Source organism: Actinomadura chokoriensis (assembly GCF_039529475.1).
Taxonomy (GTDB): Bacteria; Actinomycetota; Actinomycetes; order Streptosporangiales; family Streptosporangiaceae; genus Spirillospora; species Spirillospora bangladeshensis.
Genome location: NZ_BAAAMW010000007.1, coordinates 261,550 through 276,802, shown reverse-complemented (window position 1 = coordinate 276,802; position 15,253 = coordinate 261,550). Strand labels below are relative to the sequence as shown.

Annotated in this window: 13 protein-coding genes; 3 read left to right on the top strand and 10 right to left on the bottom strand. The window is 73.8% G+C overall.

The annotated features are described in order from the left end of the window. Position 1: 1 nt before the first annotated feature. The 7 genes from ABFX46_RS18325 to ABFX46_RS18295 all read right to left on the bottom strand — a co-directional run bounded on the left by ABFX46_RS18325 (position 2) and on the right by ABFX46_RS18295 (position 8,449). On the bottom strand, positions 2 to 1,324 hold the full coding sequence (locus tag ABFX46_RS18325) for an ABC transporter substrate-binding protein (protein WP_346043574.1): 1,323 nt from the start codon (positions 1,322 to 1,324) through the stop codon (positions 2 to 4). A gap of 48 nt (positions 1,325 to 1,372) precedes the next feature. After that, entirely contained in the window at positions 1,373 to 2,605 is a 1,233-nt protein-coding gene (locus tag ABFX46_RS18320; protein WP_346043572.1) for an ROK family transcriptional regulator, read from the bottom strand. Between the two features lie 122 nt (positions 2,606 to 2,727). Beyond that, positions 2,728 to 3,267: an FHA domain-containing protein gene (locus tag ABFX46_RS18315; RefSeq protein ID WP_346043570.1), complete on the bottom strand. Its 540-nt coding sequence runs from the start codon at positions 3,265 to 3,267 to the stop codon at positions 2,728 to 2,730. Between the two features lie 124 nt (positions 3,268 to 3,391). Beyond that, positions 3,392 to 4,597 (bottom strand): acyl-CoA dehydrogenase family protein, encoded by a 1,206-nt coding sequence (locus tag ABFX46_RS18310; RefSeq protein WP_346043569.1) that lies wholly within the window; start codon positions 4,595 to 4,597, stop codon positions 3,392 to 3,394. A gap of 98 nt (positions 4,598 to 4,695) precedes the next feature. Beyond that, a complete protein-coding gene (locus ABFX46_RS18305; RefSeq protein WP_346043567.1) occupies positions 4,696 to 5,766 on the bottom strand; it encodes a DUF3616 domain-containing protein in 1,071 nt (356 codons plus the stop codon). Positions 5,767 to 5,827: 61 nt separating this feature from the next. Further along, the gene (locus tag ABFX46_RS18300) at positions 5,828 to 6,982 is read right to left on the bottom strand and encodes a cytochrome P450 (RefSeq protein WP_346043565.1); all 1,155 of its coding nucleotides are present in this window, start codon (positions 6,980 to 6,982) and stop codon (positions 5,828 to 5,830) included. Positions 6,983 to 7,057: 75 nt separating this feature from the next. Next, complete coding sequence (locus ABFX46_RS18295) at positions 7,058 to 8,449, bottom strand: KamA family radical SAM protein (RefSeq protein WP_346043564.1); 1,392 nt, start codon at positions 8,447 to 8,449, stop codon at positions 7,058 to 7,060. A gap of 142 nt (positions 8,450 to 8,591) precedes the next feature. Here ABFX46_RS18295 and kdd point away from each other — a divergent pair, with 142 nt between their 5' ends. Both kdd and ABFX46_RS18285 read left to right on the top strand, forming a co-directional pair. Further along, positions 8,592 to 9,647, top strand: coding sequence for an L-erythro-3,5-diaminohexanoate dehydrogenase (kdd, locus tag ABFX46_RS18290; protein WP_346043562.1), 1,056 nt, complete (start codon positions 8,592 to 8,594; stop codon positions 9,645 to 9,647). 52 nt (positions 9,648 to 9,699) lie between these two features. Then, a complete protein-coding gene (locus tag ABFX46_RS18285; RefSeq protein ID WP_346043561.1) occupies positions 9,700 to 11,031 on the top strand; it encodes a DUF2252 domain-containing protein in 1,332 nt (443 codons plus the stop codon). Between the two features lie 35 nt (positions 11,032 to 11,066). Here ABFX46_RS18285 and ABFX46_RS18280 read toward each other — a convergent pair whose 3' ends face one another. Beyond that, complete coding sequence (locus tag ABFX46_RS18280; protein WP_346043559.1) at positions 11,067 to 12,659, bottom strand: SpoIIE family protein phosphatase; 1,593 nt, start codon at positions 12,657 to 12,659, stop codon at positions 11,067 to 11,069. A gap of 97 nt (positions 12,660 to 12,756) precedes the next feature. On the opposite strand from ABFX46_RS18280, the gene ABFX46_RS18275 reads away from it, so the two are divergent. Next, positions 12,757 to 13,557, top strand: a complete 801-nt coding sequence (locus ABFX46_RS18275; RefSeq protein ID WP_346043557.1) for an SAM-dependent methyltransferase — start codon at positions 12,757 to 12,759, stop codon at positions 13,555 to 13,557. A 113-nt stretch (positions 13,558 to 13,670) separates the two neighbouring features. Here ABFX46_RS18275 and ABFX46_RS18270 read toward each other — a convergent pair whose 3' ends face one another. Then, positions 13,671 to 14,228, bottom strand: a complete 558-nt coding sequence (locus ABFX46_RS18270) for a hypothetical protein (protein WP_346043556.1) — start codon at positions 14,226 to 14,228, stop codon at positions 13,671 to 13,673. 2 nt (positions 14,229 to 14,230) lie between these two features. Then, positions 14,231 to 14,995: a bestrophin-like domain gene (locus ABFX46_RS18265; protein ID WP_346043555.1), complete on the bottom strand. Its 765-nt coding sequence runs from the start codon at positions 14,993 to 14,995 to the stop codon at positions 14,231 to 14,233. Positions 14,996 to 15,253 lie beyond the last annotated feature (258 nt).

The following is a 15,253-nucleotide window of genomic DNA, read 5'->3' as shown; positions in this document are numbered from 1 at the left end:
GTCAGCCCCCGGCGAGCTTCAGGGAGTCGTCGACCTCGCCGTCGAGCTTGGCGAGCGCGCCGGGCAGGTCGTCCACCTTGCCGGGCTCCCACTCGTCCTGGACGAACTTCTGGAACCGCACGATGTAGTCGTTGCCGTTCGGCGTCGGCGGCGTCGTGGTGCTGTTCGGGTTCTTGAACACGTCGAGGAACGTGCGGAACTGCGGCGGCAGCGCCAGCTTCGGCGACGACAGCGCCGGGATCGTGGACGGCACGTTGCCGAGCGCGTTGGCGAACGTCACGAGCGCGCCGGTGTCGGTGGTCAGGTAGCGGACGAACTCCCAGGCCGCCCGCGCGTGCTCGGCGCCGCGGGGGATCCCGATGACGGTGCCGGTGACGAACCCGCCGCCGTACGACGACGCCCTGGCGTCGGCGACCGGGATGGGCGCGGTGCCGTAGTCGAGGCCGGGCGCCTCCTCCTGGATGAACTTGGTGCGCCACTCGCCGTCGACGGCCATCGCCGCCTTCCCCTTCTCGAAGGGGTTGGACGACTCGAACTCCTGGCCCATCGAGCGCAGGAACTTCTTGACGTTGCCGTAGCCGTACCAGTCGATGAGGCTCTTGTTCCACTTCAGGTAGGCGGTGAAGGCGGGGTCGGCGGCGAAGTTGGCCTTGCCGTCGCCGGTCAGCCACGTCACGCCGAACTGCGGGGCGAGGTGCTGGGCCTGGTGCTCGTAGTACTGGACGGACGGCATGAACCCGGCGACCTTGATGGTGCCGTCGGCGTCGCGGACGGTGAGCTTCTTGGCCAGCGCGGTCAGCTCGCTCATCGTCTTCGGCGGCTGCTCGCCCTTCATGAGCCTCGTGTTGTAGTAGAGCCCGTAGGCGTCGGCGAGCAGCGGCATCGCGCACCGCACGCCCTTGTACTCGGTGTACTTGCGCACCGCCTGCGGGAACTGGTCCATGTCGAGCTTCGACTCGGCGATGTAGGGCGCGAGGTTCTGCCAGGCGCCGCTCTGGCACCACTGCCCGACGCTGTCGGTGGTGAACGACGACACCACGTCGGGCGGGTTCCCGCCGCGGATCGCGTTGGTGATGCGCTCGTCGGTCTGGCCCTTGACGAGCTTGACGGTGATGTTGGGGTGGGCCTTGTTGAAGCCGGCGACGGCGTCCTGGAACGCCTTCACCTCGTGCGGCGCGCTCCAGCCGTGCCAGACCTCGATCGTCTGCTTCTCGCCGGCCTCCGGGCCGCCGCCGGACGGGCCGCCGCCGGCCGTGCAGCCCGCGGCGAGGACGAGCCCGGCGGCGGCGAGGGCGGCCGCGAGGCGTGGTGTGGTGGTGGGCACTGGGTCCTCCTTGGGGGTGGGGGAGGGCGTGCGGGCGTGCGGAACGGGTCAGGGGACGGTGGTGGAGAAGACCTCGTCGCGGGTCTCCCCGAGTGCCTGCTGGAGCGCCCCGGCCAGGACGGGGTTGCCCTCGACGGTGCTGAGCCGCACCTCGGGACGGGGGATCGTCAGGCTGTGCAGGTGCCGTTGCACGCGCGCGCGGAGCGGCTCCCCGCCCGCGCGCAGGACGTCGCCGGTCAGGACGACGAGCGCGGGGTCGATGACGGCCACGACGGTGGCGAGGGTGGCGCCGAGCCGGGTCGCCAGCTCGGTGAGGGCCCGCTCGGCGCGCGCGCCCGCGTCGGTGGCGGTGCGCCGGCCGGCGCGCTCGACGTCGGCGGCGGCGCGGCCGAGGGCGGTGGCGGCGTCGCGGCCCCGGAAGCCGTGCTCGCGCATCAGCCTCAGCACCGCGGCGCCGCCGGTGAGGCTGTGCACGCCGCCGGTGTGGGTGCGGCGGACGTCCCGCATCAGCGGTGCGCCCACCGCGGGCATGTAGCCGATCTCGCCCGCGCCGCCCGTCGCGCCCCGGTGCAGGGCGCCGTCCAGCACGACCGCCATGCCGACGCCGTCGGCGACCCACAGCAGCACGAAGTCGCGGGCGCCCCCCGCCTCGGGGGCGGCCTGCCCGCCGGCCCGCTCGGCCAGCGCGGCGAGGTTGACGTCGTTCTCGATCGCGACCGGCACGCCGAGCCCGCCGGAGAGCGTCGCCACCAGGTCGGGGATGTGCCAGCCCGGGATGTGCGCGGCGTAGCCGAGCCGCCCGGTGGCGGGGTCGACGGCGCCCTGGATGCCGATGACGGCGCGGGCGAGCCGGGCGCGGGCGAGCCCGGCCGCGGCGGCGGCGCCGTCGAGCGCCTCGGCCATCCGGGCGACGGCGTCCACGCCGGTGCGCGCGGGGGTGGGCAGGGTGTGCTCGCCGACGACCGTCCCGGCGAGGTCGGCGACGCTGGCCCGGATCCGCGCGGGGGTGACGTCGGCGCCGGCGACGTGGGCGGCGGCGCCGTTGATCCGGTACAGCTCGGCGGTGCGTCCGGGCAGGCCCTCCCGGATCCCGTCGCGGACGACGAGGCCGGCCTGCTCCAGCCGGGCGAGGAGCTGGGAGGCGGTCGGCTTGGAGATGCCGGTGAGGTCGGAGATCTGCGGCCGGGTCAGCGGCCCGCGCGCGAGCAGGGCCTCCAGCGCCGCGCGGTCGTTGATGGCCCGCAGCAGGCTCGGCGTCCCCGGGACGGGGCTGGTGGACACGGCGGCGCCTCCGAGTTAAGAAGGTTTCCTAACTTGGAGGAGAAAGTAAGGACTCTTAACGAATACGTCAAGACCCCGGCCGGACCCGGACCGGCGCCGGGCGCCGCGAACGGGGGAGCGCGCTAGGGGGCGGCGGCGATGAAGCGGGAGTTGCCGAAGCCGACCTCGTCGCCGGGCCGCAGCCGGACCGGGCCGGTCAGCCGCCACCCGTTCACCCGGGTGCCGTTCATCGACCCGAGGTCGGAGATCATCCAGGTCTCGCCGGCCCGGTAGATCTCGGCGTGGAAGCGGGAGACGGTCAGGTCGGTGAGGATGAACTGGCAGGCCGGGGCGCGGCCGACGACGATCCGCTTCAGGTCGGCCGGCGGCAGCATGAACCGGGGCAGCCGCGGCGCCCGCCAGGCCGCCTCGATCCGCGCCGTCACCTGCGACACCGACGACACGAGCCCGGTCAGCCGGTCGAGCACGCGGTTCTGCGGCGGCAGGTCGTGCACGATGCCGGCCAGCTCCGCCTGGCTGCGCGCGTGCAGCACCTGGTCCACACGGCGCTCGAACGTGTCGTTCGACATCCGGCCCTCGGCCACGCGGTCGCTGAGGACGCGCAGTGCCCGGTCCCGCTCCGTGTCGGACGCTCTCACCGGGAATGAGGGCTGACCGTCCATGGCTGTGAGTATCCAGTCCCCGACGTCGGCTGTCCAGAAAAGGCCTTCGGCGGGGGCCGGGCGATCGCCCTCACCCGCCCCCCACCTCTTCGACGGCCCGCCCGCCGCGAAAGTTCGCGGCGGGTCAGCGGGACAGCAGATCGCGCGCGATGTGCGTCACCTGGATCTCGTCGGTGCCCGCGTAGATCTGGAACGACTTGGCGTCGCGGGCGAGCTGCTCGACGCGGTACTCGCTCATGTAGCCGTTGCCGCCGAACAGCTGCACCGCCTCCTGCGCGACCTCGCTGGCGGCCTGCGCCGCGTACAGCTTCATCGCCGAGGCCTCGGCGAGCGTCGGGGCGCGGCCGGCGCGCTGCATCTCGATGTGCCGGAACACCAGGTTCTGGACGTTGAGCCGCGCGACCTCCATCTTGGCCAGCTTCAGCTGGATGAGCTGGAAGTCGCCGATCCGCTGCCCCCACAGCTCGCGGGTCTTGGCGTACTCGACCGACAGCTTCAGGCACTCCTCGATGACGCCGAGCGCCATCGCCGCGACGCCGGCGCGCTCGGTGACGAAGTTCTGCTTGGCCGACTCCTTGCCGCCCTGCGAGCCGGACGACAGGAGCCGGTCGGCGCCGGCGCGGACGTCGTTGAGGAACAGCTCGCCGGTGGGGGAGGAGTGCAGGCCCATCTTGCGCAGCGGCTTGCTCTGCTCCAGGCCGTCCATGCCGCGGTCGAGGACGAACGTGAGGATCTCGCGGTCGCGCGCGTCCCGCCCGTCGTCGAGCTTGCAGTAGAAGACGATCGTGTCGGCGTAGGGGCCGTTGGTGATGAAGGTCTTGCTGCCGTTGATGACGTACTCGTCGCCGACCTTCTTCGCGGTGGCCTGCATGCCGCCGAAGGCGTCCGACCCGGAGTTGGGCTCGGTGATCGCCCAGGCGCCGACCTTCTCCATGGTCAGCAGCGGCAGCGCCCAGCGCTCCTTCTGCTCGGGCGTGCCGCGCTTCATGATCGTCCCGGCGGCGAGGCCGAGGCCGACGCCCATCGCCGACACCAGGCCGGGCGCGACCTTGCACAGCTCGATGACCGGGATCATGGTCATCGCCGCGCTCCCGCCGCCGGGGCGCTCCCCGCCCTCCGCGGCGGCGCCCTCCTTCTCCTTGGCGATGCGGGACTGGAAGGACGAGCGGGCCATCTCGTCCATCCCGAACGTCTTGTACAGGCCGCGCAGCAGGTCGTACGGCGGAAGCTCCCCCGACTCCAGGACGTCCAGGTTCGGCCGGACCTCGGCGTCGATCCAGCCGCGCACCGCGTCCCGGATCATCAGGTCTTCGTCGGACCACTCGATCATGCTCTGCCCTGCCCCTTCGCGTGCTGCCGGTTGCCGGGGCCCATCCAAGCAGAATGTGGAAGCAAGCGCTTATTCGGGTACCGCCGGCCGGGACCGGCTCAGCCGAGGTCCACGACGTCGGCGAGGACGCCGCCGGCGCCGGTCAGCCGGTCCGGGGCCGGGCTGTCGTAGACGACCAGCAGGCGGGTGCCGGGCTCGTCCAGCACCGCGATGCCCTCGGCGTGGTCGTCGCCGTCGCCGTAGGGCAGGTCGCCCAGCGTCTCCAGCTCCTCGGCGGGGACGATCCCTGGGGCGTCCAGGCGCGCCGCGCCCCGCCACCGGACGACGCGCACCGGGCCGTCCAGGTCCATGCTCGGTCCGGTGAGGACGAGCAGGTCGTCGCCGTGCGGGCACAGGTCCCGGATGCCGAGGCCGCCGAGGTCGAGGAAGTGCGTGCGGTAGCGGTCCCCGCCGTCGCCGACCGGCAGCAGCCGCAGCCGGCGCGGGTCGTCCGGGTCGGTGTCCGGGCGGACCTCCACCAGCACCGCCCAGCCGCGCAGCACCGGGCCGCGCAGGCCGATGTAGAGCCGGTCGCCGTGCGCGGCGATGCCCTCGATGTCGATGCCGTTGTCCTTGCTCGGGATGGACAGGAACGGCGCGAGGTGCGGGTCGTCCGCCAGCAGGTCGGTGATGGAGTCCTTGTCCAGGCCGAGGACGGCGGCGGTGCGGCCGTCGCCGGCCTTCCGGACGACGGTGGGCAGCCCGTCCTCACCGGCGGCCAGGGGGAGGCGGGCGAGGATGAAGCGGTTGTCCTCGCGGACGACGGTGGCGAGCCGCTTGCGCGCCTTCGCTCCGCTCTGCCCCGGCTTGATCTTCTTGCGCTTCAGGCTGTGCGAGCCGATCGCCCACAGCCAGCCGTTGGCGCGCGCGAGGCCCTCGATGTCGGCCTCCTCGCCGGGGCCGGCGGGCAGCGGGACGAGGTCGGCGAGCGCGACCGTGGTCTGCCCCTCGTAGCCGGTGACGCGGCCGTCCCCGTCCAGCGCGGCGGTGAGGCGCTCGATGGTGGCCGTCTCATCACCCGCCACCCACAGGCAGCGGCCGTCCTGGCGCACGGCGGACAGGTTGGTGTGCGTGCCGGCTTCCCGGCTCTGCAGGCCGAAGCGCAACTCGATGCGGCGTTCCACGATCATGGCGACATATTCCCATATCCGGCGCGCCCTTTTCGGGTTCGCACGGGGCCTGAACTGGCCTTTACCGGTCCCACGTGACGTCCAGGCGCGGCGGTTTGCGGAACACCAGCCCGTGCGGGCGGGCCGGGCGGTCCGGGTCGAGGCGGAGCCCCGGGAGCCGGTCGAGCAGCGCGGTGAGGGCCGTCCGGGTCTCCAGCCGGGCCAGATGGGCGCCGAAGCAGAAGTGCGGGCCGTGCGCGAACGCCAGGTGCTCGGCGGCGTTGCGCCGCCGCACGTCGAAGCGGTCGGGGTCGGGGAAGACCGCCGGGTCGCGGTTGGCGCCGGCGATCGACACCCGCACCAGGTCGCCGGCGCGGACGTCCGCGCCGCCGAGCGCGGTGTCGCGGACGGCGTACCGGTCGACGACCGACGCCGAGGGCTCCAGCCGCAGCGACTCCTCGATCGCCGCCGGCAGCAGGGCCGGCTCGTCCCGGACGAGCCGCAGCTGGTCGGGGTGCCCGAGCAGGTGCAGCGCCGCGTTGGCGATCATGCCCTCGGTGGTGTCGATGCCGCCGAACATCAGGATCGCGGAGTTCGCGACGACCTCCGGCGTGGTCAGCCGGGCCTCGTCCCGGGCGGCCTCGGCCAGCAGCGAGCCGGGGCGGGACGCGGCGATCGCCTCCTCGACCGCCGCGGTGAGCAGCCGGTACGCCTCGTCCGCGGCGGCCGGGGCGGTGCCGCCCGCGGTGATCGCCGACACCGCGTCGACGAACGCCCCGTACCAGGACCGGACGGTCGCGGCGTCCACGCCGTCCAGGCCGAGCGCCTCGGCGACGACCGCGACGGCGAGCGGCCCGGCCAGCTCGCCGCGCAGCTCGGCACGCCCGGCGGGGGCGAGCCCGGCCACCAGCCGGGCGGCCTCGGCCTCGACGAACGCGGTGAACCGCTCCCGGGTCCGCGCCGGGCGGAACGGGCGCGCGAACGGGTCGCGGTGCCGGGTGTGGGCGGCGCCGTCCAGCGACAGCATGCTCGGCCCGACGACCTGCGCGGTGGAGAAGCGCGGGTCGTCGACGGTGAAGGCGCCGGGGTCGCGCAGCACGCGCAGCGCCAGCTCGCGGGAGGTGACCAGCCAGCCGCCCAGCTCGGGGAGCAGGGCGGCCGGGGCGCGCTCGCGCAGCCGCGCGAGGTGCGGGTGCGGGTCGTCTTCCAGGTCGGCGGCGGTCAGCTCGGAGATCACCCCGCCAAGGATATTCCGCCAAGGATATTCCGCCCCATTCCGGATCTACAGCGTAAAGGCGCCGGGCGGGTCGCGTCACGCGGCGCCGGAGCGCTCCCGCCACCAGTTCCGGCCCTCCTCCGGCAGCGTGTAGATCGGGTCGTGGTACTCGTACCGCCGGGTCAGCGCGTCCGGGTCGGACAGCTCCAGGCCGGTGCGGTAGTTCTTCGTCCAGTAGGAGATGCCGCGCTCGCGGTCGTAGTCGGCGAGCTGGTGCACCCACCGCTTGCCGACGTAGGGGACGTCGCAGACGATGCGCGGGGTGGCGAACCCGGGCAGGTAGCCCATGATCGCGTGCTGCAGCTCCTGCGCCTCCCAGACCGCGAGCCGCCAGTGCTCGCTGTTCGGGATCATGTCGCACATGTACAGGTAGTACGGCATGATCCCGGCCTCGTCGAGCAGCGCGAACGACAGGTCGAGCAGCGCGTCCGGGGTGTCGTTGACGCCGCGCAGCAGCACGCCCTGGTTGCGGACGTCGCGGATGCCGGTGTCGAGCATCGCGCGGGCGGCCTTCGCGACGAGCGGGGTCACCGACTGGGCCGCGTTGACGTGGGTGTGGATCGCGATCTGCGCGCCGCGCCGGTGCGCCTTGGCCGCGAGGCGCTCCATGCCGGCGCGGACGTCGTCCTGCAGCCAGTGCTGCGGCAGGCCCATGAGCGCCTTGCTGGCCAGCCGGACGTCGCGGATGTTGTCGATGTCCAGCAGCGCGTCGACGAACGCCTCCAGCCGCGCCCACGGCATGTTGGCGACGTCGCCGCCGGAGACGACCACGTCGCGGACGCCCGGGGTGCGGCGCAGGTAGTCCAGCATGGCGCCGAGCCGGTCCGGCGGCTTGATGGTGAACTTGTGCTTGTCGACGTTCGGGGTGGAGTTGCCGACCAGGTCCATGCGGGTGCAGTGGCCGCAGTACTGCGGGCAGGTGGGCAGGAGCTCGGCCAGCACCTTGGTGGGGTAGCGGTGGGTGAGGCCCTCGACGGCCCACATCTCGGCCTCGTGCAGCGAGTCGCGGGAGGCGTGCGGGTGGGACGGCCAGTCGGTGCGCCGGTCGCTGAAGACCGGCAGCATGTAGCGCCGCACGGGGTCGGCGTGGAAGGCGGCGGTGGACGAGGAGTCCATCGTGTTGAGCATCTGCGGCGGCACCAGCATCGACATCGTGGCCCGCTCGGCCTGGTCGCGCTCCAGGTCGGCGTAGAACGACTCGTCCAGCCGGTCGCCCATGACCTGGCGGAGCTGCCGCAGGTTCTTCACGCAGTGGGCGCGCTGCCACTGCGCCGACTCCCATTCCTCCCGCGTGACGCCGCGCCATCCGGGCAGGCGCCGCCAGTCGGGCTCCTCCAGGGGCCGGCGCCGGTAGGCGTACGGCTGGCGTGCGGTCCTGTCGGACGCATCGCCGGATACGGCCGCGTCCGGGTGCAGGGCAGTGGTCATCGTCGACCGCCTCCTCGCCTCACATTGATCGCGCAAAACTCTTGTATGGGCCCGACGTTACGGGAAGACTTTCGATGAAACCAGTGGTGCCCTGAACATCTTGCGCTACACCAGGTGATTTCGGCAGAGAGGCGGGACGGCGATGACGGTGCGGACGGGGACGGCGGGGCCGGGCACGGCGGTGGGGCTGCACCGGGTGCTGGAGCCGGCGGGGGTGCTGCCGCAGGCCGCCCACCGGCTGGACACCGACCCGGCGATCCGGCCCGACGAGGTCCGGATCGGCGTCGAGCGCCTCAACCTGGACGCCGCGTCCTACCGGCAGCTGCACACCGCGCACGGCGGCGACCCGGACGCGATCCGCGCCGAGGTGCTGCGGATCATCGGCGAGCGCGGCAAGATGCACAACCCCGTCACCGGGTCGGGCGGCATGCTCGTCGGCGTCGTGGAGGAGGCCGGGCCGGAGTCGCCGCTCGGCCTGAAGCCCGGCGACCGCGTCGCCACGCTCGTCTCCCTCACCCTCACCCCGCTGGCGGTCACCGACGGGCTCGCCGGCTGGGACGGGCGGTCGGAGCAGGTCCCGGCGCGCGGGCACGCGATCCTGTTCGCCCGCTCCATCGCCGCCGTCCTGCCCGCCGACCTGCCGGTGCCGCTGGCCCTCGCCGTCATGGACGTGTGCGGCGCGCCCGCCCTCACCGCCCGTGTCGTCGCCGCGAAGGCCGCCCCGTCGGTCGCGGTGCTGGGCGCCGCCGGCAAGTCCGGCTCCCTGTCGCTCGCCGCGGCCCGCCGCGCCGGCGCGTCCCGCGTGATCGGGCTCGTCCCCACCGCGCGGGAGGAGGAGCGCCTCACCGCGTCCGGCCTGGCCGACGCCGTCGTCCGCGCCGACGCCCGGGACCCCGTCGCGGTCGCCGCCGCGATCGGCGAGCCGGTCGACGTCACCGTCGTGTGCGTCGACGTGCCGGGCTGCGAGCACGGCGCGATCCTCGCCACCGCACCCGGCGGCACCGTCGTGTTCTTCTCGATGGCGACCTCGTTCCCGGCCGCCGCGCTCGGCGCCGAGGGCCTCGCCGCCGACGTCACGATGCTCATCGGCAACGGCTACGTCCCCGGGCACGCCGAGACCGCCCTTGACCTGGTCCGGACGGAACCGGCCGTGCGTGCGCTGTTCACCTCCCGGACGGGTCCGGATTCGGCAGAATGATCGGGAACGCCCCGGCAGCGGCGGGGCTCACCCGATCATCGAGGGAGAGAGAATGGCGAGCATCACCGAGGAACTGCGCGAGCGGGACCCGAAGCAGCGCCGCGCGCAGATCGTCGACGTCCTGGTCGACGCGTTCTCGGACCTGATGGAGCGCAGCCCCGCCGAGTTCCGCCGCCGCTTCCGCAAGATGGCCTCCGACCCGTTCGCGTTCTACCGGGGCAGCGCCTGCCTGTTCTACGCCGACATCGCCGGTGACGACGACCCGTGGGCCGACGAGCGGACGTCCCGCGTGTGGATCCAGGGCGACCTGCACGCGCAGAACTTCGGCACCTACATGAACGACGACGGCGTGTTCGTCTTCGACGTCAACGACTACGACGAGGCCTACGTCGGCCACTTCACCTGGGACGTCAAACGGCTCGTGGCGAGCCTGGCGCTGCTGGCCTGGCAGAAGGCGATCTCCGACGCCGACATCCGCCGGCTCATCGAGACCTACGTGCGCGCCTACGTCGACCAGGTCCGGCACTTCGCCGCGCACGAGGGCGACGAGAAGTTCGCGCTGACCCTCGACAACACCGACGGCTACGTCCGGGACGTCCTCGTCGCCGCGATGGGCGGCACCCGCATCGGGCTGCTGGAGGGCATGACGGTCGTGGAGGGCCCCGACCGCCGCTTCCGGGACCGCCCCGGCGTCCGCCGCCTGGACGACGCGGAACGCGCCGCCGTCGAGGCCGCCTACCGGGAGTACCTGGACACCATCCCGCGCGAGAAGCGGTTCGGGAGCCTCACCTACCAGGTGAAGGACATCGTGGGCGCGTCCGGATTCGGCATCGGCTCGGCCGGGCTGTCGGCCTACAACATCCTGGTGGAGGGCAACACCCAGGCCCTGGAGAACGACGTCATCCTGTCGATGAAGCAGGGCAACGTCGCCGCGCCCAGCCGCGTCGTGGACGACGCCCGCATACGGGAGTACTTCCAGCACCACGGGCACCGCACCGCCGTGTCCCGCCGGGCGCTGCAGGCCAACAGCGACCCCTGGCTCGGCCACACCAAGATCGACGGCGTCGGCTACGTCGTCCAGGAGCTGTCCCCCTACGAGGAGGACCTCGACTGGGGCGGCCTCACCGAGCCGGAGGACATGCTGTCGGTCCTGGACGACCTCGGCCGCGCCACCGCCAAGGTGCACTGCGTGTCCGACACCGACTCCGACCACACCCTGGTCGGCTTCCAGGTCGAGGACGCCATCCACGCGGCGATCGGACCGGACGAGTCGGCGTTCGTCGAGGCGATGGTCGCGTTCGGCACCCAGTACGCCGAGATCGTCCGCGACGACCACGCCTACTTCGTGGACGCGTTCCGCAACCACGAGATCCCCGGCCTGTAGCCCGCCCGTCGGCCCGGCCCGCCCGTTCCGGCCGCTCAGCCGGCGGGGCGGACCAGGAGCAGCGCGATGTCGTCGTGGCCCTGCTGGTCGGACAGCAGGGCCAGGACGCCGTCGGCGGTGTCCTCCAGCGAGCCGGCCTGCGAGGCCACCAGCGCCGACGCCAGCCGGGCGATGCCCTCGTCGATGTTGCGCATCCGGCTCTCCACCAGCCCGTCGGTGTAGAAGGCGAGGGTGGCGCCCGGCGGGATCTGCGCGGCGGCCTGCTCGTAGGCGGCCGGGTGCGCCGGGTCGGACACCCCGAGCGGCAGCCCGTGCGGGAACGCGAACCGCCGCGCCGTGCCGTCCGGGAGGGCGAGCAGCGGCGGCGGATGCCCGGCGCACGCCAGCTCGCAGCGCAGCGTCGCCGGGTCGCAGACCATGCACAGGCAGGTCGCGAACTGGGCGGCGTCCAGGTCCTGGGCGATGGAGTCGAGCCGCCGGAGCACCTCGGCGGGCGGGAACTCGCAGCTGGCGAGGGTGTGCGCGGCGACCCGCAGCTGCCCCATCGCCGCGGCGGCGGTGACGCCGTGCCCGACCGAGTCGCCGATCACCACCGCGACCTTGTCGCCCGGCAGCGGCACCACGTCGTACCAGTCGCCGCCGACGCCGCTGCGGGCCGGCAGGTAGCGGTGCGCGATCTCCAGGCCGGCCGGCGCGGCGACCCCGGCGGGCAGCAGCCCGGCCTTCAGCGCGGTCGCGGTGCGGTGCTCGCGCCGGTACAGGCAGGCGTTGTCGACGCACGTCGCGGCGCGGCCGGCGAGCTCGGCGGCCAGCGCCGTGTCGGCGGCGGCGAACGGCAGCCGGCCGCGCTTGCGGCTGAACACCGCGAACCCCAGCGCCCGGCCGCGCGCCCACAGCGGCACCGCCAGCAGCGACACGTGGTCGAGGAGCCCGTCCAGGACGCGGCCGGTGTGCCGGGCGAGGGTCTCCTGGACGGCGTCGCCGCCGAACTCGGTCATCTCGCCGGTGGTGAGGCACCGGGCGTACGGCGTGGACGGCGGGTAGACGATGACCTCGTTGACGGGGAACTCGCGGGACCATTCGCCGGGGTCGTCCTCGGCGAACGCGACCGCGAGGCGCCGCACGACCGCCGAGCCGTCGGCCTCCGCGGCGGGCAGGTCGTCGTCGGCGAGGAGCCGCTCCAGGACGTAGATGGCGCCGGCGTCGGCGAACCGGGGGACGGTGACGGCGACGATCTCGCGGGCGGTGCGGTGCAGGTCGAGGGTGGAGCCGATGCGGCGGCCCGCCTCGTTCAAGAGCTCCAGGCCGCCCGCCCACGGCGGGGACACCGTCAGCGCGACGGCGGTGGCGCCGTCCTCGCACGCCATGGGGTCGCAGGCGACGGACACGCCGGCCCCGGCGAGCGGCAGCACGCCGGCCCAGGAGCGGCCGGATGCGGCCGTCTTCAGCGCGGCGGCGAGCGGCTCGGCCGCGCCCGGCCGGCCGAGCAGGGCGGGCAGGGCCGCGCCGACCGCCGTTCCGGCGTCGTGGCCGAACAGGCGCGCGGCGCCCTCGCTCCACCCGGTGATCCGGCCGTCCGGGGTGAGCAGGACGGTCGCCGGCCCGGGCCGTGCGGGATGGTCGGACATCGGTCCTCTCTGTCCCGTTCGCGGGGGACCCCCGGGGCGCCGCGCGTTACGCTGAGTCCGCCCCGCACGGCACCCCTCGGTCTAAGGGAGACGATGCATGGACTCCGAGTGGATCCCACCCGAGGTCGACAGTCGAAGGCCTAGCGTCGCACGGGTGTACGACTTTCTGCTCGGCGGAGCGCACAATTTCGCCTCCGATCGTGATCTGGCGACCGGGCTGCTGCGGGTCGAGCCGCAGGCGCGGGAGCTGGCGCGGGCGAACCGGGCGTTCCTGCGCCGCGCCGTCAGGACGCTCGCCGCGGCGGGCGTCGCGCAGTTCGTCGACATCGGCTCGGGCATCCCGACGCAGGGCAACGTGCACGAGGTCGCGCAGAGCGTGAACCCGGACGCGCGGGTGGTGTACGTCGACAACGACGACGTCGCCGTCGCGCACAGCCGCAGCATCCTGGCGGGCGACGAGCGGACCGCGATCCTGCGGGCCGACATGCGCAGCCCCGGCGACATCCTGGCCGCGCCGGAGCTGGCCAAGCTCGTCGACCTGTCCGAACCGGTGGCGTTCCTGCTGGTCGCGGCGCTGCACCTGGTCAAGCCCGAGGAGGACCCGGCGGGCATCGTCGCGGCGCTGCGCGACGCCGCCGCGCCCGGCAGCCACCTGGTGGTCTCGCACCTGACCCGGGACGCGCAGCCGGGCAAGACCGCCGCCATCGGCAAGCTCTACGACCGGGCGACCTCCCCGGCGGTCGCCCGGTCGCACGCCGAGATCCTCGCGTTCTTCGACGGCTGGGAGATGCTCGACCCCGGCCTGGTGTACGTGCCGCTGTGGCGCCCCGACGAGGGCGACGCCGTCGACGACCCCGAGCGCTTCCTCGTCCTCGGCGGCGTCGCCCGCCTCCCCTGAGCCACGTGCCCTGGGCCAGGTGCCCTGAGGCGCCCGCCCCGAGCCGCCTTGCCTGAGCCGCCTTGCCTGAGCCGCTTTCCCGGTTCCCGTCTTTCTCGATCGAGGACGCGGGGTCAGCGGGCGAACGCGATGGCGGTGCCGGCGCTGATCACGACCGCGAGGACGACGAGCACCAGCGAGGTGCTCAGCGGGTTGCGGCGCCGCTCCGGCGCCTTCACCGCGCGCGGTGCCGTGTGCGCCGGCGCCGGGGACGCCTTCGCGGGCTTCTCCTTCGGAGGCGGCGGCGGTGGCGGGGGAGCCGGGCGGGTCCGCGGCGGGGGCGGCGGGACCCGTGCCGCCACCGGCTCGGGTCTGGGCGGCGCCGGCGCCGGGGCCGGGGTGTGGACGGCCGGTGGCGCCGGTTCGGGCGGCTCCGGGGTCTCGGGCGGCGGCGGCTCCGGCGGCGGGGGAGCCGGGGTCTGCGGCGGTGGCGGCGGCGGTGCGGGCGCGGGCGGCTCGCAGGGGGAGCCGCCCTGGCCGGCGCCGGGGCCGATCTCGATGTCGATGCACACGCTGATCACGGGGTGCGGGGTCGGGTCGGCGAGCGCGCAGGCCGGGAAGGCGAGTGCGCCCGCGACCGCGGCGGGCAGCACGGCCGGCAGCGCGGCGGCGCGGAACGCGAGCGGGTGCATGGTCAGCCGCCCGCCCCGATGCTCTGCAACTGCGCCTGCAGGTGGGTGAACGCCTCCGGGTCGACCGCGAGGGCGCCGCTGAACACGTGCGAGATGTCGAAGGTCAGGTAGGTCCCGGCGGCCAGCAGCGCCGCCATGATCGACAGCGGGACGAGCGTCGCGCCGCGCGGGCGGGCGCCCGACAGGAACGGCAGCAGCAGGACGGCGATGCCGGTCAGGACGGTCACGGCCAGCAGCCCGGCGGGCGGTGTCGTGCGGGCGTCCGCGGCGCGCTGGTTGCGGGCGGTGGAGATCTCGCCGAGGTGGTCGAGGACGGCGGTGCGGGCGTCCTTCAGCTCGTCGGTGCCGGCCTTGACGCCGATCACGTAGCGGCGCAGGTCGTCGAGGTCGCGCTGGCCGGCGGTGCTGAGGCGGCCGTGCCGCATGAGCCGCCACTCGGGGCCGCGGACGAGGGCGACGTAGCGGCCCAGCTCCGCCTGGACGTGCCGCGCGTCCGGCGGCGGGAGCCGGCTCGCCGCCCAGTACGCCTCCGAGACCGCCTGGCTCTCGGCGTAGGTGTTGGAGCGCGCGGCGTCGGCGGTCGTCCACGGCACGACGATGGCGATGGCGAACGCCAGCAGGAACAGCGCCGACAGCATCGCCCCGGTGTGGGCGGTGGTGGGGCCGTCGGGGTCGGGGTCGTCCACGCCCTTCCAGCGCCGGACGAGCCGGCTCGCCAGCAGTACCACCCCGATCGCGCAGGCCGCGGCCGCACAGTAGACGATCATGCCCCTCCCGGCTCCCGTCCGTCATCACGTGGGGTGAGTATATTTTCACGGAACGTTGCTACTGGCGGGTTTCGCGATGACCGTCACCTGCGGGTGACATGACCGCCCGGCCAGGGAAGGTGATCGGTGCGGGGACGGGAGTCCGGCGAGTTCTGGTGCTAGTTCTTGTGAAATACGGTGTTCATGCCGGAAGATCTCCCGTAGAGAACCCGGTGTGAAGGATGATTGTTCGGACCCGGCCTGAGAGGGGCGGCTGCG